The sequence below is a fragment of the Kerstersia gyiorum genome, from assembly GCF_048595715.1.
Classification (GTDB): Bacteria; Pseudomonadota; Gammaproteobacteria; order Burkholderiales; family Burkholderiaceae_B; genus Kerstersia; species Kerstersia gyiorum.
On record NZ_CP169556.1, the window covers coordinates 3,195,949 to 3,216,835 of the forward strand.

Below are 20,887 nucleotides of genomic sequence, written 5' to 3' on the forward strand. Positions count from 1 at the left end.
GGACTCGCCGCACAAGGAAACAGCCCAGTTTAACGCAGTCGGGCCGACTTATTCCCGGCTTCGTCCAAAATACCCGCCAAAGTGCTTTGAGATGCATTCGCAGCCAGGAACAGCTTGGGGTCCAGCGCCTGTCCCGCCATCCGCACTTCGAAATGCAAATGGGGGCCGGTGGAGCGCCCGGTCGAGCCAACTTCCGCGATGGGCTGGCCCGGTGCGACGAGGTCGCCGGTTTTCACCAGCAGCTTGCGCGCATGCGCGTAACGCGTGATCAGGCCGTCGCCGTGGTCGATTTCCACCAGGTTGCCATAGGCATTGTGATAGCGCGACTCGACCACCACACCGCCCGATGCCGCCACAATGGGGGTACCAGGAGGCGCGGCAAAATCCAGGCCTTCGTGCATGGACATGCGGCCAGTTACCGGGTTACGGCGCCAGCCATAGGATGAAGACAGGTAGGGATATTTCTCAGCCAGCGGCTGGCGCGTAGGCAGCCGTGCCTTGTCCGCGCCCTGCCGCGTGAGCGCGGCATCGAGCACCGTATACATGCCGGACTGCTCTTCCAGCTTGCGCTGCAGTTCATCCAGCAGGCGGCCGATGTCCTCTGCGCTGTAGCGCGGCACCGTCGCCGCGCCATCGGTATCATCCATGACGCCATCGACCGGGCTCAGGGCGCCGCCACTGGCAGCGGCATGGAACTCACCTTCCGGCACACGCAGGCCAGCGCGGTTGGCCAGGCGCCTGCCCAGGCCGTCGAGCGTCGCCAGGCGCGCCTGAAGATCGCCGACCTTGCCGGCAAGCATGCCGACGTTGTCACGCAAAAATGCGGAATCCCGCAACACTTGTTCGGGCGGCATGATACCTTCACGCGGTACGCCCCCGCGCACGTCCCAGTAGCGCATGCCCAGCGCGCCCAGTGCCGCGGCCGCCACCAGTCCGGCCATCAGCAGCAGTGTCACGGGAAGGCCGCCCAGCACCCGCCGCGTCACCTCACCGCCGCTGCGGTGAACTATCATGATCTTCATTAAAGACTTCCCTTGAACCTTGCAGCCACTGTATGACCACCGCCAAGAACATGCGTTCCCGCACGACCGACAGCCGGATACAACATTGGCTGGATGCCAGCCCTGGCGGCTCCAGCATCATGGCCGTCGCCAAGCACCACATCCAGATACAGGAGGCGCTGCAAAAGATACTGCCGACCGCCCTGGGGGCGGTCTGTGAGGTTGCGCGCGCCGAACAGAACCGTCTGTTGCTGGCAGTTCCCAGTGCCGCCCACGCGGCAAAACTACGGCAATTGGCGCCCTCTATCAGCAGGACGCTCTGCGCTCAAGGCTGGAACCTTACAGAAATTAGCATCAGGATTCAAGCAGATTTGCGACAATTGAAGTCTCAATGGCAACGGCCCAAGCCCATGGCCCGCCCGCTGGACGCCTCTGCGCTGCAGGCTTTTTCCGAACTGCACCAGGATTTACAGCCCGGCCCGCTGGCCGATGCCGTCGCTCGCCTACTGCGCCACCATGCGCCAGAGAAATCAGACGATTCCACCAACTGATCTCTCCCTCGCAGGCCAGCAGCGGCGGCTGGACACGCGTGTCCAGCACATCTGCCCCGCAAAAAAACTGCCCCTGTGGCTGATCAAGATCCAGCAACAGGGGCAGTGTGTTTCCGGCACCCGTTCGCGCCTGGCCTATCAGGCTTCAAGGCAGCCGCCCCGAGGCTGGGACACGCCGCCGCAACAGGGCAATCAGGCCAGCTTCCAGGCGCGCTGGAATACAGGCGCACTTTCCGCTGGCTCTTCTTCGAAAGTAACGATTTCCCAGGCATCCTGCTGCTCCAGCAGGGCGCGGGAAATACGGTTGTTCAGTGCATGACCCGACTTGCAGGCCACATAGCGCGCCATCAGCGGCTTGCCGATCAGGTAAAGATCGCCAATGGCGTCCAGGATCTTGTGTTTGACGAACTCGTCGTCATAACGCAGGCCATCGTTGTTGAGCACACGGTACTCGTCCATCACGATGGCATTGTCCAGGCTGCCGCCCCGCGCCAGGCCGACGGCACGCAGGGCTTCCACATCGTTGACGAAACCGAAGGTGCGCGCACGGGCGATCTCGCGCGTGTAGGAATGGGTAGCGAAGTCGATTTCCGCGAACCCCGCCGTTGCGTCGATGGCCGGGTGATGGAAGTCGATGGAAAACGACATGGAGAAACCGTTGTAGGGTTCCAGGCGCGCCCATTTTTCATTGCGGCCTTCGCCTTCGCGCACTTCGACGGTCTTGAGCACGCGCAGGAACTTCTTGGGCGCTTTCTGTTCCTCGATACCAGCCGAGCGCAGCAGGTAGACGAAGGTACCGGCACTGCCGTCCATGATGGGCACTTCTTCGGCCGTCAGGTCGATATGGATATTGTCTATCCCCAGGCCGGCCAGCGCCGACATGATGTGCTCCACGGTGGAAACGCGCACATTGCCCTGCTGCAGCACGGATGCCAGGCGGGTATCACCGACCTGATCGGCCTGAGCCGGCAGATCGACCACTTCCGGCAGGTCTACGCGATGGAAGACGATGCCGGTATCAGGTGCCGCCGGACGCATGACGAGCTCTACCCGCAGGCCTGAATGCAGGCCAACGCCAGCGGTGCGTACGACATTTTTGATGGTGCGTTGACGGAGCATGATACGGACAGGAAAAAGATGAACCCGAAGCGGCACTGCCCTCGGACAGTGCCTTTCACGCTATTGTAACGCTGGCCAGGCCGCAGGGACAGGAACCTGACATTTATTGAAAAAGGAAACCACGCGGACCAGCGTCTGGTTGTACGACCCGGCCCGCCACACAGGCTTATTCTTCGTCACCGCCGGCCTGCGCGCTCCAGGACTGCGATCGTCCCGGCTCGGGGTCGGGATGGCGCCCGGCGTGCTCAATCACGAAAGCGAAGACTTTGCCGGTATCCGCCACGGCTTCGGCCACGTTTTCGCAGACGGTCTGGATTTCGCGCGCGTCGCCTTCCAGCGCCGGATCGCCCGAATGCAGGCGGCGCAAATACAACAGCACGCCCTGGCGCTGCTCTTGCACCGTATCCGTCAGGCAGTCATAGAGACTGTCCATGTCATTGCCGAAGAAGACCGGGAAATCCACAGCCTTGGCAATGGCACGCAGCACAGCCGAACGACTGCGCGCGCGGTCGCAGTCGGCAACAAAGAAACCCAGGCCCTGTGCGGACGCGGCGGCCTCCAGGCCGGCGGCATCCGCCTTGCCCAGATCAATGGCACCCCCGCGCTGCAGCGCCTGCGCCAGACCGTTTGAAGGGGTCGAACTCATGTTTGCGTCTCCCTGAACAACGCAGTAACAGTCTCGCTAGGCCGCATCGTATCGGCATAGCGTAATCCAATCAATTCCCGGGTTTTCCCGGCAATACGCGGGGGACGAGCCTCCTGCCTGCCTCACCTGGAGACACGGCTGCCCCGGCTTGCCCCACCCATCCTGCACTGCGACGAGCAAGGCGGACAAAGCGCCGGATGCGACAGGCTGACAAAGCTGCACCGGACCGCGCGGGCGAAGAATACCGGATTTTTTTCCCGCCGTTTCATTTCCCGTGCATTTCGTTGTCACAACGCGATCCATCATTGCCTATCCAGACCCTGTCGCGCCGCCATGGTTCCCGCCAGAAACACCTTCGGCATGCAAAAACGGCGCCACTTCCGTTCTGGAAGTGGCGCCGTCGGGCAGAGGGAACCAGCAGACCCGCCTGGCTGGCGGATAACCGGCCACGGCAGCTCTGGTCAAGGAGAACGCATCAGCGGCCGCTGTTGGCGTCCACGACTGTCAGCGCGGTCATGTTGACGATGCGCCGCACGGTCGAGCTGGAGGTCAGCACATGCACCGGCGCATTGGCGCCCAGCAGGAAGGGGCCGATGGCAATATTGCCGCCCGCGGCCGTCTTCAGCAGGTTGTAGGCAATATTGCCGGCATCGACGTTGGGGCATACCAGCAGATTCGCTTCGCCCGACAGCGTCGAGGAAGGCAGAATGCGCAGGCGCAGGCTCTCGTCAAGCGCGCAATCACCATGCATTTCGCCATCCACTTCCAGTTCCGGCGCACGTTCGCGCAACAGCGCCAGGGCTTCACGCATTTTCTCGCCGGACCGCGCACCGCCACCGCCGAAGTTGGAGCGCGACAGCAGCGCCACCTTGGGCACAAGCTTCAGGCGACGCATCTCTTCGGCAGCCGCCATGGTGAACTCGGCGATCTGCTCGGCGGTGGGATCATCGTTGACGTGCGTATCCACCAGCGCCAGCGCACGCGACTCCAGCAGCAGGATGTTCATGGCCGCATAGGTCTTGGCGCCCGGACGCTTGCCGATGACTTCGTCAATCAGCTGCAGATGGTTGCCATAAGAACCGACCGTGCCGCAAACCATGCCGTCGGCATCGCCCAGGTGCACCATCATGGCACCGATCAGCGTCAGGCGGCGACGCATTTCCACGCGCGCCATTTCCTTGGAAATGCCGCGCCGGCTCATGATCTCCCAATAGGTGCTCCAGTAGCGGTTGAAACGCTCATCGAACTCCGGATTGGTCACTTCGACGTCCACGCCCAGACGCAGGCGCAGGCCGAATTTTTCAATGCGGCTGGCCAGCACATTGGGACGGCCGATCAGGATGGGCTTGGCCAGTTTTTCATCGACCACCACCTGCACGGCGCGCAGCACGCGTTCGTCCTCGCCTTCGGCAAACACGATGCGGGTCTTGCCGCCCTCTGCCACCAGGCGCTTGGCCTCTGCAAAAGCCGGGCGCATGAAGGCGCCGGAGTGATAGACGAACTGCTGCAGCTGCGCCACGTAGCTGTCCATGTCGGCAATCGGGCGCCGCGCCACACCGCCGTCCATGGCGGCACGCGCCACGGCAGGCGCAATGCGTACCAACAAGCGCGGATCAAAAGGCTTGGGAATGAAGTATTCAGGGCCGAACGAGGTACCGTAGGAACCATAGGCTGCCGCCACCGTTTCATCCTGCTCTTCCTTGGCCAGGTCGGCAATGGCGTAGACTGCCGCCTTTTCCATGTCCAGGGTGATTGTGGTCGCGCCCACATCCAGCGCCCCCCGGAAGATGTAGGGGAAGCACAGGACGTTATTGACCTGGTTGGGGTAATCCGAGCGCCCGGTGGCGATCACCACATCATCACGCACCGCATGGGCATCCTCGGGCAGGATTTCCGGCTGCGGATTGGCCAGCGCCAGGATCAGCGGACGCGCAGCCATAACCTTGACCATATCGGGCTTGAGCACACCACCGGCCGATGCTCCCAGGAACACATCCGCACCGCCGATCACGTCGGCCAGCTTGCGGGCTTCGGTATCCTGCGCATAGCGCGCCTTGTTGTCATCCATCAGCACGGTGCGACCGGTGTAGACCACGCCTTCGATGTCCGTCACCCAGATGTGCTCGCGCGGCAAGCCCAGCTCGACCAGCAGGTCCAGGCAGGCCAGCGCCGCAGCACCGGCGCCGGAAGCTACCAGCTTGATGTCCTTGATATCTTTGTCGACCACGCGCAGGCCGTTGATGATTGCGGCCGCCACGCAAATGGCCGTGCCGTGCTGGTCGTCGTGGAACACCGGGATGTTCATGCGTTCGCGCAGCGTGCGTTCGACGGTGAAACACTCCGGCGCCTTGATATCCTCAAGGTTGATGCCACCGAAGGTAGGTTCGAGGCTGGCGATGATGTCGATCAGCTTTTGCGGATCGGACTCATTGATTTCGATGTCGAATACATCAATGCCGGCGAACTTCTTGAACAGGACCGCCTTGCCTTCCATGACCGGCTTGGAGGCCAGCGCGCCGATATTGCCCAGGCCCAGCACCGCCGAACCATTGGTGATGACGCCGACCAGGTTGCCTTTGCCGGTGAAACGGAACGCGTTGGCGGGATCAGCCACGATTTCCTCACAGGGAACCGCCACGCCGGGCGAATAGGCCAGGGCCATGTCCCGCTGATTGCTCAATTGCTTGGTCGGCACAACCGACAATTTGCCGGGACGACCTTTCTCGTGATAGTCGAGCGCGGTCTGACGCAGAGTATCGTTAACCATGGCGAATCCGAAAACCGTGTTGATGATAGGGATATACGGGGGCTCATTCTAGCCCCTTAACGCGGAAAGCGCCGCATTGCGCCACTTTCCCCCTGCACGGCTGCCCTTGCCAGGTTGGCCAGACCCGCCGCGGCTCACTACAATCGTCCTTTTATGCCGGCCCCCTGGCTGGCAGCTGATCCGATTCTTCCGTTCAGGACCCACATGTCATCCCCCTCTCCCGCGCAGCGCACCCTGGATATCCAGCCGTTCCAGGCCATGGAAATTTTCAAGCAGGCCCTGGCGCGCCAGGCTGCCGGCGCGGATATCATCAGCCTGGGCATAGGCGAGCCCGATTTCACTGCCCCCGAACCCGTGCTCGATGCGCTGATGCGTGCTGCGCGCGACGGCCGCAGCGGCTACACGCCGACACTGGGCATCCCGGCCCTGCGCGAAGCCATCGCTCGTTATTACGGTGAGCAACTGGGCGCGCCGGTCGATCCCGCACGCGTCGTCGTCACCCAGGGCGCCTCAGGTGCCTTGCTGCTGGCCGCGCTGACGCTCATCAATCCCGGCGATGAAATCCTGATGCCGGACCCCTGCTACCCCGCCAACCGCAATTTCATCAGCAGCGCTGGCGGCGTCTCGCGCCTCATTCCCTGCCATGCGTCGGAGCGCTACCAGCTTTCCGCTGCCAGCGTCGCTGCCAACTGGGGGCCGAAAACACGCGGCATCCTCGTGGCTTCGCCCAGCAACCCCACCGGCACGTCCATTCCACGCGCCGCGCTGGCCGAACTGCTGCAGGCCGTGCGCACCCGTGGCGGGCTGTCTATTGTCGATGAGATCTACCTGGGGTTGTCCTATGAAGCAGCACCGCGTTCGGCCTTGTCGCTGGACGATGACCTGATCATCCTGAACAGCTTTTCCAAATACTTCCACATGACCGGCTGGCGCCTGGGCTGGATGATCGTGCCGCAGCCGCTGGTAGCAGTGGTGGAGAAACTGGCATCCAACCTGATGATCTGCCCGCCCGCCTTGTCGCAATACGCAGCCCTGGCCTGCTTCGAGCCGGCATCGCTGGAAATTTTCGAAGCGCGCCGGGAAATCTTCAAGGCGCGGCGCGACTTCCTGCTGCCCGCCTTCGAACGCCTGGGCCTGCGGGTGGACGCCCGGCCTGATGGCGCTTTCTATATCTTCGCGGATATCAGCGCCCATGCCAGCGACAGCGCGGCCTTCTCGCGGCGGCTGCTCGATGAAGCCGGCATTGCCGCCGTCCCCGGGCACGACTTCGGCCCGACGCATGGCGCACGTGCCATGCGCTTTTCCTACGCGACGGCAACCGAAAAGCTGGAAGAAGCGGTCGCCCGCATCGGCACGATGCTGGGCCGTTGAGCCTGCCAGGCAACACCCGCCCCGGCTGTCAGCCTGCTTGAGTGTGCTGACAGCGGGGAAAGCCGGCAGTTTTTCCCTGCATCGCTTTCTGCCTGCGCCGTCGCCTTGGGTCAGCGCACCAGCGGAATGCCGGCCGCCAGCGCCAGGCGGCGGCGTTCGGCCAGTACGCGTGCGCCATAGCCGCCATCCGAAGGGCCGGTGGCCCCCACATAACAGGCCAGGCCGCCCTGCACCGAACCACGGCGGCGGATACAGTCGGACAGGATCATGCTGCCCACGTTGATGTTCACGACGGGATTGAGCGCTTGCGAAGGTCCACCGTAGGGGTCGAGCTTGTCGCGGTGCACCCGCGTCATGACCTGCATCAGGCCCTGGGCACCAACCGAGCTTTCGGCCAGCGGGTTGTAGCGGGATTCAATGGCAATCACGGCCAGCAGGAGCAAGGGGTCCAGTTCCTTTTCGTGGCCTACCCGGAAACTGGTCGCAACGACGCCGCCGGTGGCATCGTAGGCAACGCGGTACTTACGTGCGATATAGCTGCGCAGCGCATCCACCTGCCCGACGCTGACGCCCAGCTCGCGCATGATGTCTAGCGGCAGGGAGACATGGTTCAGCGCCGCCAGCCCTTGGCTGCTGCCGGCTGAGGCCACGCTCTGGCCCAATGCCTGGGCCGGGGAATGAGCAAAGGATTCGGATTCCAGCGGATAGATTTCCGCCAATACCGCCTGCTGGATACGTACCATCTGCTGGCGGACATCCGGCAACAGGGCGGTCAACAGGCCGGCGACCAGCACACCCAGCCCCAGATAACGGGTGCCGACACGGGTGAGTGCCCCCAGAGAACCATACGCGCTCTTCGCATACCGCCGCCAGCTCCCGGATTCAGGATCTGCGGACATGGTTAAACTCCATTAATAATATGCATGACATGCAAATCAAGCCTGGATGTTAACCTCTTTCCCCCGGACTCCCTGCCCGGAACGGCCATGGGTGACGGCGAGAAACGTTTTTTACATTCGGCTTCGTTCCATCGGGAGTCATCTTGAAGTATCGCGACCTCAGGGATTTCATTGCCCAGCTCGAACAGCGCGATGCGCTGCGGCGCATCAGCGCACCAGTTTCCACCCACCTGGAAATGACCGAAATCGGCGACCGCATCCTGCGCCAGGGCGGACCGGCGCTACTGTTCGAAAATGCGCGCCACAACGGCAGCAAGGCTGCCATGCCGGTACTGGCCAATCTGTTCGGCACGCCCCAGCGCGTGGCATGGGGCATGGGCGCGGAAGACGTGTCGGCGCTGCGTGAAACCGGCGAACTGCTGGCTTCGCTGCGCGAACCCGAACCGCCACGCGACCTGCGCGATACTTTTGCCAAGGTCGGCATGCTCAAGGCTGCGCTCTGGGATATGCGCCCAAGCAATGTACGCAGCCCGGCCTGCCAGGAAATCGTGCTGGAAGGCAATGATGTCGACCTCAACAACCTGCCCCTGCAGCACTGCTGGCCCGGCGATGCCGCGCCGCTGCTGACCTGGGGCCTGGTCATCACCCAGGGGCCGCGCGCCAAGCGCCAGAACCTGGGCATCTACCGCCAGCAATTGCTAGGACGCAACAAGCTCATCATGCGCTGGCTGTCGCACCGTGGCGGCGCGCTGGACTTCCGCGACCACCAACTGGCCAATCCAGGACAACCTTTCCCGGTCGCCGTGGCGCTGGGCGCCGACCCTGCCACCATCCTGGGTGCCGTGACCCCGGTGCCCGACAGCCTGTCGGAATACCAGTTCGCCGGACTGCTGCGCGGCGGGCGTACCGAAGTGGCGTCGGCACTGGGCAGCAAGCTGTCGGTGCCGGCACGCGCGGAAATCATTCTGGAAGGCCATCTGCTGCCCAGCAGCGACCCGCGCGCCATTGCGCCGCAGGTGCCCGAAGGCGCTCCGCCACCGCCCGACAGCGGCTATGAGATGGCGCTGGAAGGCCCCTATGGCGACCACACCGGCTATTACAACGAGCAGGACTGGTTCCCGGTCTTTACCGTGGATCGCATTACCATGCGCCGCGATCCGATCTATCACACAACCTACACCGGCAAGCCGCCAGACGAACCGGCCGTGCTCGGCGTGGCGCTCAATGAAGTGTTCGTGCCGCTATTGCGCCGGCAGTTGCCGGAAATCACCGATTTCTACCTGCCGCCCGAGGGCTGCAGCTACCGCCTGGCCATCGTTTCGATCCGCAAGCAGTATGCAGGCCATGCCAAGCGCGTCATGTTCGGTATCTGGAGCATCCTGCGCCAGTTCATGTATACGAAGTTCATCATCGTGGTCGACGAGGACATCAACATCCGCGACTGGAAGGAAGTGGTCTGGGCCATGACGACGCGCATGGACCCCGTGCGCGATGCCGTGCCAGTGGAAAACACGCCCATCGACTACCTGGACTTTGCCTCGCCTGTTTCGGGCCTGGGAGGCAAGATGGGTTTCGACGCCACCAACAAGTGGCCTGGAGAAACCAGCCGGGAATGGGGCCGCCCCATCACCATGGACAAGTCGGTGCAAGAACGGGTCGACGCCATGTGGGAAACACTGGGGCTGTAACAGCACCACCGCGACGGGGGCACCGGCTCGCCCTGCCCACGCCCGGGCTCATGCCGCCAGTAGGGGCGGCATGGACCTGGTCTTCAATCCAGGTCGAAGCAAACCAGCGGACGTTTCGGCGCCAGCGGATGCGGCAGGACGCGCACCGGCATGTCGTAGACTTCGGCCAGGTTGGCTTCCGTCAGCACCTCCGCCGGCGCACCACAGGCGATCAGCCGGCCTTGCGCCAGCAGCGCGATGCGGTCGCACCAGCGCGCCGCCAGATTGACATCATGCAGGATGGCCAGCACCCCGAGACGTTCGGTTGCCGCCAGTTGCGTGACGGCGCGCAGCAGGCCTTGCTGGTGACGCGGGTCCAGGCTTGCGGTAGGTTCATCCAGCATCAGATAGCGCGCATCACCTGCGGTACGGCCAACCAGGCATTGCAGCAGCACCCGGGCGCTCTGCACGCGCTGCTGCTCCCCTCCCGATAGTTCACCATAGCGCCGGCCCAGGAAGGCTTCGCATTCGACACAGGCCAACGCCCGGCGAATCTCCGCTTCCACCACGGCTGGCTCGACTTCGGGGAACGGATAGGCCCCCATGGCGACAACCTGATCCACCGGCATATCGAAGGACAGCGACGAATGCTGCGGCAATACCGCGCGGCGGCGGGCCAGGCCATGGTGTCCGACTTCCTCCAGCTCGGTGCCATCCAGCGTCACCTGCCCACGCTGGTAGGACAGTTCATTGGCCAAAGCGCCCAGCAAGGTGGATTTGCCTGCCCCGTTGGCGCCCAGCAGCGCGACAACACTGCCCGACAGCAGATCCAGCGAAACATCCGACAGGATTTCACGCGTCCGCCGGGAAACCGCGATCGTATTTGCACTCAGGCTCATGTCAGCCCCTTGCGACGGGCCAGCAGCCACAGGAAGAACGGACCGCCGATAAGGCTGGTCACCAAGCCGATGGGCAGCTCCGCCGGAATCACCGCAATGCGAGAAACCCAGTCGGCCAGCGTCAAGCCCAGGCCACCGGCCACGACCGACCCCGGCAGCAGCCAGCGGTGGTCGGCACCGAAGGTCAGCCGGATCAAGTGCGGCACGACCAGCCCAACAAACGCGATGCCGCCCGTGACGGCAACCAGCGGACCGACGATCAGCGCCGTGCCCACGACCAGGCGGCGGCGGATGGATTTCAATGCATAGCCCAGATGCTGCGCTTCGCGCTCGCCCAGCAGCAAGGCATTGAGCGCCCGCCACTGGAACAGCATCCAGGCGCCTACGATCACCAGCCATGGCGCGAGATAGGACAGCAGCTTCCAGTCTGCCGCAGCCAGACTGCCCATGCTCCAGAAAGTCAGATCGCGCAGTTGGGTATCCGTGGCAATGAATGTGAAGATACCGATGATGCTGCCTGCGACCGCGTTGATCGCGATCCCTGCCAGCAACAAACCGGCAACGCCGGGAAAGCGGCGGCCCAGCATATAGGCCAGCATGGTCGCCAGCAGGCTGCCGACAAAGGCCGAAGGCGCCAGCACCCAGAACCCGCCATTGGTCAGCACAATGGCCCCGACAGCCCCCAGGGAGCCGCCGGCTGAAATACCGACCAGGCCAGGCTCGGCCAGCGGATTGCGGAACAGCGCCTGCATCACCGCGCCGGATACGGCCAGCGCCGCTCCCGCCAGCAAGGCGAACAGCACCCGAGGCAGGCGGATATCCAGCAGCACATTGCGCCACAGGGTTTCCTCCGGCGCCTGGGTTCCGGCCAGCAGCGCCGGAATCCGCATCAGGGGAATCTCGACAGCCCCGGAAACTGCGGCCAGTAAGGCAATCAACAGGGTAAATGCAGTCAACCCCAGCAGCCCGACACGCTGGGAACGGCTTGAACTCAGTGCCACGTCAGGAACCGCTGCTGCTGCCGGTAGCCGGTTTGGCGGCTGCTTCCTTGAGACTGCGAACGGCCTCGGGCAAACGCGGCCCCATACCCATGATCAACAGGTCGTCGAGTGCAAGCACCCGGCCAGCCTTGGCGGCAGGAGTCGCAGAGACGCCAGGCAACTGCAGAAATTTTTCCATGCCGCCCACGGCTTCCAGTGACATCGTGGTGGTCACGATCATCTCGGGCGCAAGCTGGATGACGCCTTCGGCCGACAGCGTCTTGTATCCTTGCTGCTCCGCCATGGCATTCTTCAGGCCGGCCAGCTTCAGGACCTCATTGACCGCCGTGCCATTGCCCGCCCCGGAAGGCTTGCTGGTGCGCACCATGATGAACAGGGCGGACAGGGGCGTTTCCGGCAGTGCCAGGCTGGCATCGAGATCCGTGCGAATTTTCTCGGCCAGAGCCTTGCCGGCCGCTTGATCGTCCAGCGCATCTGCCACGCTGTCAATGCGCTCGAACAGGGATTCAATGGAGTGGCCGTCGGAAACCTGCACGACCTTGATGCCCAGATCACTCAGGCGCTTGAAGGTTTGCTGCGGACCGGCCTGTTCCGAAGCCAGAATCAAGTCCGGCTGCATGGCGGCAATGCCTTCCACCGGTGCGGTACGGTAGTAGCCGACACGCGGCAGGGACTGCACGGCTGGTGGGTAGATGCTGGAGATATCACTGGCCACGACACTGTCGCCATGGCCCAGGTCATAGATGATCTCGGTCACCGTGCCACCCAGCGACACAATACGTTCCGGGGCAGCCTGGGCCCCCGCGCAAAACGCCGCGCCCAGCAGCGCTACCAGCAGTTTCTTCATAGAATTTCCGTCATTATTCCGGATACCGGGACCAGCGCCCGCACACGCAGGCGTCCATCCACCGAACGATCAAGGCCAGGGGAAAAAAGGACTAAAAGATAATCGTTCTATATTACAGCAAGTTTCCCGCTCAGGCCGGGCAAATCGTGCTGTACGGCAGTTGACGCAATTGACGGAAACACCCCTGCCCAGCCAGCGGCAAACAGCGCCAGACGCCGTCAGGCCAGGGCAGGAGCTTGCTTAACGACGCCCGCCCAGCATGCTGAAGACACGCCAGGCCACGACGGCCACGCCGCCCAGCCGCAGCCAGCGCGAACGCTTGCCGCGCAACAGCCACGCCGATGCCGTCGACGTAATCACCGGATGACGCAAGGCCAGCGTCCAAATACGGAACACACTGCCGATGATCCCGCTGCCACCGACCTTGCCGCCCCAGCTGGTCACGCGCGAGACGTTATCCCGCGCCGAGGCAGCATATTGCAGCAACAATTCACGCTCGACAGATGCCTGCGTACGCAGGAGAGCGATCTTCATCTGGCGGTCCGACATTTTCTTGCTCACGGACGATCCTCCCGGCCAGATTGCAGGGATTGCCGCTCGAGCGCCTGGCCTGCCGCGTCGACTTCACTGCGCAGATGCTTGAGCATGTCTGCGTCACGGCGCAGCTCTTCCAGGGTCGCGGCAAAAGGAGATTCACCATGCACCAGGTCGTGCCGCAGCCGGTATAGCAGGAACAGGCCGATCAGCGCGTAAACGCCGGCCAGCGCCCCCAATGCGATGTAGCGGTACTCAGTCTGCCAGAACAACATGGCGAACCAGAGCGAAAATAGCAGGACAGCCAGCGCCAACAGAAAAACCGCGACGAAGAACATGCCCAGCAGCTTGACCAGCCGCAGGCGCGCTTCCGCGAGCTCGAGACCGAACAGTTCCAGACGCGTCCTGAACGCCTCCAGAACGGTCGCACCCAAGGCGGTAAGAGAGTCTTTCAGGTTCATACGGATTTCCCGGTAGCGTCTGGCCGGCTACGCCAGTCAGCGACGGCCGATTACCAAGCCCAGCAACAGGCCCACCACGCCGGCGGCAGCAATGGCCTGCCAGGGCTTGTCGTGCACATAGTCATCGGTGGCGCGCGCAGCGCGACGGCCTTGCGTCACGATGGCGTCCTGTGCGTCATGCACGGCTTCTCGGGTGCGCTTGAGGGAAACCAAGGCCCGCTCGCGCAGCTCGGCGGCTTTCTCGCCACTGCTGGCAGCCGCTTCACGCAACAGCGCTTCAGCATCATGCAACGTGGACTTCACGTTGTCGATCAGGACGTCCCTGGTGGATTCCGCGGATTTACGAGACATGGATTCTGCTCCTGGAAAACGCGCCCCACAGGGCGCGGCGATGAAATGCCGCCATGACTGACGGATGAAAATACATGTTCCAGCCATCCTCCAGCGCTGCCAGGCAACATCCGCCGCAAAGCGTAGACACCGCGGACAGGCGCCGTCAAAACGGCCCATGTCGTCATGATAGCAGCGCAAAGCGCTGCGGCAAGCCATAGTTCAGGCCAAGTCAGACAAATTGTTTCAAACGCGCCGTACCGCCGCTTTCAGGCCGGATACCGCCTCGAAAAACAGACTGCCAGGTCTGTATCGCCCCAGGCAATCGCGCTGCCGCCCATATGCCGATAAGTCATTAAGTCATGAGTTTTCAATCATTCCAGCAGTGGAGCGTCGATGCCAAAATAAGCTGCCCTTTCTGCCATGCCTGCCGCCATGCCGTTGTTTCCAATTTTTGCCGACTTACGCAACCGCGCCGTTCTGGTCGTGGGCGGAGGCGATGTCGCCGAGCGTAAAACGCTCGCCTTGCTGGACGCCGGCGCGGCAATCACCCTGGGCGCCCCCGCATTGACGCCAGCACTGCGCGCACTGCGCGACCAGGGCAGGCTGCGCCACATAGACGGCCACTTCGAACCGGGCTGGGTGGCCGGCAACTGGCTGATCATTGCCGCCACCGACGATGTCGCATTGAATGCAGCCGTCGCGGCAGCAGGCGAGCAGCACCACATCTTCACCAATGTCGTCGACGATCCGCAACGCTGCAGTTTCCAGGTGCCGTCCGTCATCAACCGCGACCCCATACAGATCGCCATTTCATCTGGCGGCACGGCGCCGGTGCTGGCCCGCCGCATCCGCGAGCGCCTGGAAAGCCTGCTGGACCACTCCCTGGGCCCGCTCGCCAGCCTGGCCGCCAAGCGGCGTATCAGCATCCGTGCGCGCCTGCCCGACCTGCGGCGCCGGCGCCAGTTCTATGATTGGCTGCTGGACGGCCCGGTGGCTGCCCTGCTGCGCCAGGCTCGCCCGCAAGCCGCCGAACAGGCCTTGCAGCAAGCGCTGGCACAGGAATACCCGCCGCTGCCGGGCAGTGTCACGCTGGTAGGCGCCGGACCAGGCGACCCCGGGCTCCTGACGCTCAAGGCCCTGCGTGCCCTGAATGAAGCCGACGTCATCCTGTACGACCGGCTGGTGAGTGATGAGATCCTGTCGCTGGCGCGACGCGACGCCACCCGCATTTCCGTTGGCAAGCGCCTGGGCGGCAACCATGATGCCACCCAGGAGAATATCCACGCCTTGATGCGCGAACACGCCGTCGCCGGCCGCAAAGTCGTGCGCCTGAAAGGCGGGGATGCTTTCATTTTCGGGCGTGGGGGCGAGGAAATCAGCGCTTTGCGTGCCGACGGCATCCCCTACGAAATCGTGCCGGGCATTACCGCCGCGCTGGCCTGTGCGGCCTATAGCGGCATCCCCCTGACCCATCGTGACCACGCGCAGTCCGTGCGCCTGATCACGGCGCATTGCGCCAAGTCGGAAGATACGCTCGATTGGCGCGCGCTGGCGGCAGAACACCAGACCCTGGCGTTCTACATGGGCGTCGGCCAGCTGGACACCCTGAGCCAGCAATTGCAGGCCCATGGCCGTGCGGCAAACACGCCCTGTGCCCTGATAGAAAATGGGTCGCTACCCGGGCAGCGCGTGCTGCCCACGACCCTGGCACGCCTGGCGCAGGATGCCCAGCGACACGCCATTCATGCGCCTGCCTTGCTAATCATCGGCGAAGTGGCAGCCCTGGCAACGACCCACCACTGGTTCGGCGAACTGCTGGACAGCACACCCAAAGCGATACAGACGCCAGCCTCGCTGGTTCCTGCCACCTGAAGCCGACGCCTGCCGCTGAAGCCCGAAGCCCGAAGCCCGAAGCCCGAAGCCCGAAGCCCGAAGCCAACATTCTCCACCGACTTCACCACGCTGTTTCGGCAGGCGGACCTTGCCGCCTGCGGTTGCTGCCGTTGCCGGATCAGCTGCTTTTCTGCTGCGTACCGAAAATGCGGTCGCCGGCGTCACCCAGGCCGGGCACGATGTAACCGTGCTCATTGAGGCCCTGGTCTATGGATGCCGTATAGATATCCACGTCCGGATGGCGTGATTGCACTTTTTCGATACCGGCGGGCGCAGCCACCAGAACCAGCGCGCGAATGTCGCGGCAGCCAGCGCGCTTGAGCAGGTCGATGGTCGCCACCATGGAACCGCCCGTCGCCAGCATCGGGTCTATGATCAGCGCCAGGCGCTGGTCCATGTCGCTGGCAAGCTTTTCCAGGTAGGTATGGGCTTCCAGCGTTTCCTCGTTGCGCGCCACCCCGACGGCGCTCACGCGCGCACCCGGGATCAGTGTCAGCACGCCATCCAGCATGCCGATACCGGCACGCAGGATAGGCACGACCGTCACTTTTTTGCCAGCCAGTTTTTCCACGCTGACGGCGCCACACCATCCCTGGACTTCATGCGCTTCCAGCGGCATATCCCGCGAAGCCTCGTAGGTCAGCAGGGCGGCGACCTCTTGTGAAAGCTCGCGAAAACTCTTGGTGCTCAAATCGGCTCGCCGCATCAACCCGAGCTTGTGACGAATCAGCGGGTGGCGGACTTCGTAAAGTGCCATGAAATATCTCCGTATATCTGCGCTCGCATCTATAACGGAAGGGCAGGCGACTGGCAAGAACTAAATGTAGCCTGCCCCGGCCCGCGCCTCGAAAAACACCTTTTTCGGCATTGCGCCCGCCACGCTGCCAGGGCTGCCGCCACCAGCAAGCAAGCCCTTAACCCTGCCCTATCCGCCCTCTATCCTGCCCTCACGCCCGCCAGGGGTAATAAGCGAACGCCCGGCATTCACCGCTCGGCGAGCCAGGCCACCAACGCGTCGTCGAATGCGCGCACCTTGTCCGCCTCGGCATGATTGACGATGCTGACGACGATGTAGCGCTTGCCGCTGGCGCCGGACACATAGCCCGCAATTGCACGCACATCCCGCAACGACCCTGTCTTCAAGTGTGCCCGGCCCTGCGCCGGCTTGTTCTGCAAACGCCGCCTGACCGTGCCATCCACGCCCACAATCGCCAGCGAAGACAGGAATTCCGGCATCCACGGAGAACGCCAGGCCACATCCAGCAGGGATGCCAGGCTATCTGCCGAAACGGCCGCCTGGCGAGACAGCCCGGCGCCGTTGTCCAGCACCAGCTCCGGCATGGCCAGCCCCTGGCGCGCCAGCACGGCCTGTGCCACCTGGCCGCTGCCTGACACCGTCGCCGGTCCGCGGCCACGCTCGACGCCCAGCGCCAGCAGCACCATGCGCGCCATGACGTTGTTGCTGCGTTTATTGATGACCCGGATCACATCCGACAGCGGCGGCGACTCATGCTGGGCCAGCAGCACCGCATCCGGCGGCACTTGGCCATCGCGCCATTGCCCGCCAAACGTCCCGCCCATGGAGCGCCAGAGATACTCGAAAGTACGCTGGGCAAAATCGACCTGCCCCAGCGCCAGCCGATACAGGCTGAATTCGCCGCAAGACCCTGCCACCTTGCCGCTCAGCTTCAGCACGATGCCGTCCTGGTGAATCACCGGCTCGGTACGCACGACCGGCGCACCCGGGCAGCGGACATCGCTCCATTCCACCTCGCCTTCCAGGCGCACGCCCGGCAACGGCGGGTCCATCGTTGCACGCCATTTGCGCGCAGGCGCATCGGGCAGGAACAACAGCCGCGACGCACCGAACCCGACCACCAGGGCATCGGGGCTGGCGTTATAGGGACGATCCCCGGCGCCGTCGAACGCGCCGGGATCTATCTGCACCGGCCCGAAAACACTACGGTCCACCACCACCTGGCCGATATGCTGTACGCCGCGCAGGCGCAGTTCGCGCAGCAGCGCCCAAAGGTCGCGTATATCGAACAAGGGGTCACCCGAGGCGCGCAGATAAAGAGCGCCAGGCAAGCGGCCCTGCTCATCGGGACGCGCGCCGGGTTCGGTCAGCAGGGCCGTGCGCCAGGTATGCGCCGGCCCCAGCTCGGACAAGGCCGCCCAGGTAGTCACCAACTTCATGACGGAAGCCGGGTTGCGCGGCACTTCACCGTTGATGTGCACCAATTCCTTGCCGGCGAGTTCGCGCACCACCAACGACAGTGACTCTTCCGGCAGGCCCGTCGCCCGCCATGCGCTGTCGACTTCGGCCGGCACGCCCTTGAGCGCCGCCTGCACCGGCGCGCCCAGGCAGGCCAGGGCCAGCAGCATCCACGCCGCCATCCGCTTGCCCGCCACCTGCCCTGCCCATTTTCTTGCTACTGACGCCATATTCTTCCCGCTGTCGTACCGCTGCCTTGCCGCATGCCTGCCACACCCGGCCCGCCGCTGGAAGCAACACGGCAACGGGCCACGCCTGCGCCAGCATAACCAAAACCGGACCTGCCCCACAAACCTGGCACGCAGCGTCTAAAATGCAGCGACCTGCCGGCTTGTTGCGCCGGCCCACCGCGCCCTGCGCGCCAGATATTCGTCCGTCCTGTGTCCACACCCTTGTTGCTTTCCGATTACGACTATACGCTGCCCCCGGAACTGATTGCGCAAACCCCCGCAGCCCGGCGCGATGCCAGCCGGCTCTTGCGGCTGGATCCGCAGGCCCAGCTGCACGACATGCATTTCAGCCAGTTACCGGCGCTGCTGCACCCTGCCGACCTGCTGGTCTTCAACGACACCCGTGTCATCAAGGCACGCCTGTTCGGCATCAAGCACAGTGGCGGCAAGATAGAAGTTTTGGTCGAGCGCATACTCAGCGGCACGGAAGTCCTGGCGCATATCCGCTCGAGCAAATCCCCCAAGCCCGGCAGCGGCATTCGCCTGGCCGATGCCTTCGACGCCGAGGTACTGGGACGCGACGGCGCCCTGTTCCACCTGCGCTTTCCTGAAGATGCCCTGAGCCTGCTCGACCAGCACGGTTCCACGCCCCTGCCGCCCTATATCGAGCACAGCCCCGACGCAGAGGACGACAGCCGCTATCAGACCGTCTATGCGCGCGAACCCGGCGCGGTGGCCGCACCCACCGCCGGGCTGCACTTCGATGAAGCAATGCTGGATCGACTGGCGGCCCAGGGCGTGGCGCGCGCCTTCGTCACACTGCATGTGGGCGCAGGCACGTTCCAGCCGGTGCGGGCCGAACGTCTTGAAGACCACGTGATGCACGCCGAGCGCTATACCGTGCCGGCCGCCACGCTGGAAGCCATCGCCCAGGCCCGTGCCGCAGGCGGCCGCGTGATCGCCGTCGGCACGACCAGCGTGCGCGCCCTGGAATCGGCGGCAGCGCAGCTCAATGGCACAGCCACGCCGCCAGGGCAGGCCATGACGGGGGATACCCGCCTGTTCATCACGCCAGGCTACCGCTTCCACTATATTGATGCCTTGATCACCAACTTCCACCTGCCGCAATCGACCCTGCTGATGCTGGTTTCGGCGCTGGCCGGCGTGGAACCCATCAAGCGCGCCTACGCCCATGCGGTTGCCGAGCGCTACCGTTTCTTCAGCTATGGCGACGCCATGTTCATCGAATCCCCCGCAGCGTGACCCCATGACCGGACTGAATTTCGAACTGCTGGCCACCGACGGCCTGGCCCGACGCGGCCGCATGACCCTGAACCACGGCGTGGTCGAGACCCCCATTTTCATGCCCGTGGGCACCTATGGCAGCGTCAAGGCCATGCTGCCCCACGAACTGGAAGAAATCGGCGCGCAGATCGTGCTGGGCAATACCTTCCACCTGTGGCTGCGTCCTGGCGTGGAAATCATGCAAAAGCATGGCGGCCTGCATGGTTTCATGCAGTGGCAGCGCCCCATCCTGACCGACTCTGGCGGCTTCCAGGTATTCAGCCTGCAAGGCATGCGCAAGATCACCGAAGAAGGCGTACGCTTTGCGTCGCCCATCGACGGCGCCAGGCTATTCCTGACGCCGGAGGAATCCATGCGCATCCAGCGCGGCCTGAACTCCGACATCGCCATGGTGTTCGACGAATGCACGCCCTATGAAATCAAGGGCCGCCCAGCCACGGTCGATGAAGCCGCCACGTCCATGCGCATGTCCTTACGCTGGGCCCGGCGCTCGCGCGATGCCTTCGACCAGCTGGAAAACCCCAACGCCCTGTTCGGCATCGTACAGGGCGGCATGTACGAATCCCTGCGCGATGAATCACTGGCCGGCCTGACCGATATCGGATTCCATGGCTATGCCATCGGCGGCCTGTCGGTGGGTGAACCCAAGGCAGAGATGATCCGCATCCTGCAGCACGTCGCGCCGCGCATGCCGCAGGACAAGCCACGTTACCTGATGGGCGTTGGCACGCCAGAAGACCTGGTGGAAGGCGTGGCCAACGGGGTCGACATGTTCGACTGCGTCATGCCCACGCGCAATGCCCGCAATGGCTGGCTGTTCACGCGCCATGGCGACGTGAAGATCCGCAATGCGCGCTACCGCGACGATACCCGCCCGCTGGATATGCACTGCGCCTGCCATACCTGCCGCCAGTTCTCGCGCGCCTACCTGCACCACCTGCAACGCGCCAACGAAATCACCGGCGCCCGCCTGAACACGCTGCACAACCTGCACTTCTACCTGCAGATCATGCAGGAGATGCGCGACGCGATCGCAGCCGGCACGTTCCAGGCCTGGCGCGAGCAATTCGCTGCCGACCGCGCCCGCGGCGTGGACTGAAACTGTCATGGAAACCCAGGGCAAACACCTTTGAATCGCCGCATGCCGC

At 63.8% G+C, this 20,887-nt stretch carries 19 protein-coding genes; 6 read left to right on the plus strand and 13 right to left on the minus strand.

From position 1 onward, the window contains the following. Positions 1-29 precede the first annotated feature (29 nt). Positions 30-1,013, minus strand: a complete 984-nt coding sequence (locus ACEW7X_RS14015; RefSeq protein ID WP_068367763.1) for a M23 family metallopeptidase — start codon at positions 1,011-1,013, stop codon at positions 30-32. Between the two features lie 128 nt (positions 1,014-1,141). Here ACEW7X_RS14015 and ACEW7X_RS14020 point away from each other — a divergent pair, with 128 nt between their 5' ends. After that, positions 1,142-1,552, plus strand: coding sequence for a DciA family protein (locus tag ACEW7X_RS14020; RefSeq protein ID WP_167731911.1), 411 nt, complete (start codon positions 1,142-1,144; stop codon positions 1,550-1,552). A gap of 192 nt (positions 1,553-1,744) precedes the next feature. Here the strand turns inward: ACEW7X_RS14020 and lpxC are convergent, their stop codons facing one another. The 3 genes from lpxC to ACEW7X_RS14035 form a co-directional block, all read right to left on the minus strand. After that, positions 1,745-2,671: a UDP-3-O-acyl-N-acetylglucosamine deacetylase gene (gene lpxC / locus ACEW7X_RS14025; RefSeq protein WP_068367004.1), complete on the minus strand. Its 927-nt coding sequence runs from the start codon at positions 2,669-2,671 to the stop codon at positions 1,745-1,747. A gap of 166 nt (positions 2,672-2,837) precedes the next feature. Further along, positions 2,838-3,317 (minus strand): barstar family protein, encoded by a 480-nt coding sequence (locus ACEW7X_RS14030; protein ID WP_068367006.1) that lies wholly within the window; start codon positions 3,315-3,317, stop codon positions 2,838-2,840. Between the two features lie 475 nt (positions 3,318-3,792). Beyond that, positions 3,793-6,084: an NADP-dependent malic enzyme gene (locus ACEW7X_RS14035; RefSeq protein WP_068367008.1), complete on the minus strand. Its 2,292-nt coding sequence runs from the start codon at positions 6,082-6,084 to the stop codon at positions 3,793-3,795. Between the two features lie 204 nt (positions 6,085-6,288). Here ACEW7X_RS14035 and ACEW7X_RS14040 point away from each other — a divergent pair, with 204 nt between their 5' ends. Further along, on the plus strand, positions 6,289-7,455 hold the full coding sequence (locus tag ACEW7X_RS14040) for a pyridoxal phosphate-dependent aminotransferase (RefSeq protein ID WP_420177338.1): 1,167 nt from the start codon (positions 6,289-6,291) through the stop codon (positions 7,453-7,455). A 110-nt stretch (positions 7,456-7,565) separates the two neighbouring features. Here ACEW7X_RS14040 and ACEW7X_RS14045 read toward each other — a convergent pair whose 3' ends face one another. Then, complete coding sequence (locus tag ACEW7X_RS14045) at positions 7,566-8,354, minus strand: lytic transglycosylase domain-containing protein (protein ID WP_068367022.1); 789 nt, start codon at positions 8,352-8,354, stop codon at positions 7,566-7,568. Positions 8,355-8,497: 143 nt separating this feature from the next. On the opposite strand from ACEW7X_RS14045, the gene ACEW7X_RS14050 reads away from it, so the two are divergent. After that, entirely contained in the window at positions 8,498-10,042 is a 1,545-nt protein-coding gene (locus ACEW7X_RS14050) for a UbiD family decarboxylase (RefSeq protein ID WP_253595257.1), read from the plus strand. 83 nt (positions 10,043-10,125) lie between these two features. On the opposite strand, the gene ACEW7X_RS14055 is transcribed toward ACEW7X_RS14050, so the two are convergent. From ACEW7X_RS14055 to ACEW7X_RS14080, 6 genes are all read right to left on the minus strand, one after another. After that, entirely contained in the window at positions 10,126-10,920 is a 795-nt protein-coding gene (locus tag ACEW7X_RS14055; RefSeq protein WP_420177339.1) for a heme ABC transporter ATP-binding protein, read from the minus strand. After that, entirely contained in the window at positions 10,917-11,810 is an 894-nt protein-coding gene (locus ACEW7X_RS14060) for an iron chelate uptake ABC transporter family permease subunit (protein ID WP_240733360.1), read from the minus strand. The genes ACEW7X_RS14055 and ACEW7X_RS14060 overlap by 4 nt, the downstream gene beginning before the upstream one ends. Before the next feature lie 112 nt (positions 11,811-11,922). Then, positions 11,923-12,768 carry a heme/hemin ABC transporter substrate-binding protein gene (locus ACEW7X_RS14065; RefSeq protein ID WP_134838820.1) on the minus strand — a complete coding sequence of 282 codons (846 nt, stop codon included), beginning with the start codon at positions 12,766-12,768 and terminating at the stop codon, positions 11,923-11,925. A gap of 240 nt (positions 12,769-13,008) precedes the next feature. Next, a complete protein-coding gene (locus tag ACEW7X_RS14070; protein ID WP_130486560.1) occupies positions 13,009-13,329 on the minus strand; it encodes a hypothetical protein in 321 nt (106 codons plus the stop codon). Then, the gene (locus ACEW7X_RS14075; RefSeq protein WP_068367036.1) at positions 13,326-13,763 is read right to left on the minus strand and encodes a phage holin family protein; all 438 of its coding nucleotides are present in this window, start codon (positions 13,761-13,763) and stop codon (positions 13,326-13,328) included. Before ACEW7X_RS14075 ends, ACEW7X_RS14070 begins: the two co-directional genes overlap by 4 nt. Positions 13,764-13,799: 36 nt before the next feature. Then, complete coding sequence (locus tag ACEW7X_RS14080) at positions 13,800-14,114, minus strand: DUF883 family protein (RefSeq protein ID WP_068367037.1); 315 nt, start codon at positions 14,112-14,114, stop codon at positions 13,800-13,802. Between the two features lie 414 nt (positions 14,115-14,528). Here ACEW7X_RS14080 and cysG point away from each other — a divergent pair, with 414 nt between their 5' ends. Then, positions 14,529-15,968, plus strand: a complete 1,440-nt coding sequence (cysG, locus tag ACEW7X_RS14085; protein WP_420177340.1) for a siroheme synthase CysG — start codon at positions 14,529-14,531, stop codon at positions 15,966-15,968. Positions 15,969-16,107: 139 nt separating this feature from the next. Here cysG and upp read toward each other — a convergent pair whose 3' ends face one another. Together upp and dacB are read right to left on the minus strand one after the other, a co-directional pair. Further along, entirely contained in the window at positions 16,108-16,746 is a 639-nt protein-coding gene (gene upp / locus ACEW7X_RS14090; RefSeq protein ID WP_253099731.1) for a uracil phosphoribosyltransferase, read from the minus strand. A 227-nt stretch (positions 16,747-16,973) separates the two neighbouring features. After that, positions 16,974-18,434, minus strand: coding sequence for a D-alanyl-D-alanine carboxypeptidase/D-alanyl-D-alanine endopeptidase (gene dacB, locus ACEW7X_RS14095; protein WP_420177341.1), 1,461 nt, complete (start codon positions 18,432-18,434; stop codon positions 16,974-16,976). A 210-nt stretch (positions 18,435-18,644) separates the two neighbouring features. Here dacB and queA point away from each other — a divergent pair, with 210 nt between their 5' ends. Together queA and tgt are read left to right on the plus strand one after the other, a co-directional pair. Further along, on the plus strand, positions 18,645-19,697 hold the full coding sequence (gene queA / locus ACEW7X_RS14100) for a tRNA preQ1(34) S-adenosylmethionine ribosyltransferase-isomerase QueA (protein WP_415359156.1): 1,053 nt from the start codon (positions 18,645-18,647) through the stop codon (positions 19,695-19,697). Between the two features lie 4 nt (positions 19,698-19,701). Next, positions 19,702-20,838 carry a tRNA guanosine(34) transglycosylase Tgt gene (gene tgt, locus ACEW7X_RS14105; RefSeq protein ID WP_415359157.1) on the plus strand — a complete coding sequence of 379 codons (1,137 nt, stop codon included), beginning with the start codon at positions 19,702-19,704 and terminating at the stop codon, positions 20,836-20,838. Positions 20,839-20,887: the final 49 nt, after the last annotated feature.